The sequence below is a fragment of the Mesorhizobium sp. M4A.F.Ca.ET.050.02.1.1 genome (genome assembly GCF_003997725.1).
In the GTDB taxonomy this organism is placed as follows: domain Bacteria; phylum Pseudomonadota; class Alphaproteobacteria; order Rhizobiales; family Rhizobiaceae; genus Mesorhizobium.
In genome coordinates, this window is sequence record NZ_RZSG01001365.1 from 1 (window position 1) to 712 (window position 712).

The following is a 712-nucleotide window of genomic DNA, read 5'->3' on the forward strand; positions in this document are numbered from 1 at the left end:
CGTCTCACCCCTGCCCCGGCTGTCGAACAGCTTCGCCACCGCCTCGTGCCCCCAGCCTTCCGACCAGGCGCCGAGCAGCGGCTCGGCGGCCGGCAGGCCGTGCTCGGCCAGCACCTCGCGATAGGCACGCGCGCGCTCATGCACCACGGCAAAACTCGCCGGCCCGCTGACATGGGCGATGCGCCGGCGCCCGAGCCCACAAAAATGCTCGACCGCCAGCCGCGCGCCGCCGGCATCGTCGGAGACGAAGGCAACCGAGCCCGGATCGGGCTGGGTGAAGGCATAGATGACCGGGATGCGCAGATTGGAGAGGTCGATCGGCAGATGGCGGTCGATGCGCTTGCCGGTGGCGATGATGCCGTCGACGCGCTTGTCGAGCATGGCCTCGACATGCAGCTGACCGAGGCGCGGATCGTCCTCGACATTGCACAGGAACACCGAGACGCCGGCGTCGACCAGCGCGTCGGACACGCCGGCCATCAGCGGCAGCGAGAAGCGGCCGTAAGTATCGTTGGTGAGCAGCCCGACGGTGAAGGAACGCTTGCGCAGCAGGCTCTGCGCCAGGCTGTTCGGCCGGAACCCCAGCCGCTGCGCCGTCTCGCGGATGCGCTCGCGCGTCTCCGCCGTCATCCGCCCCTGCCCGTTCAGCGCTTTCGAGGCCGTCGCCACGCTGACGCCGGCGGCCGACGCCACCTCGCGCAGGGTGACCGGG

The 712-nt window shown here is 70.8% G+C and carries 1 protein-coding gene; it reads right to left on the reverse strand.

The genetic code is table 11. The features are described from left to right. Nucleotides 1-712 (reverse strand): LacI family DNA-binding transcriptional regulator (locus EOA33_RS37530; protein WP_245482603.1); only part of this gene is annotated, 712 nt, incomplete at both ends.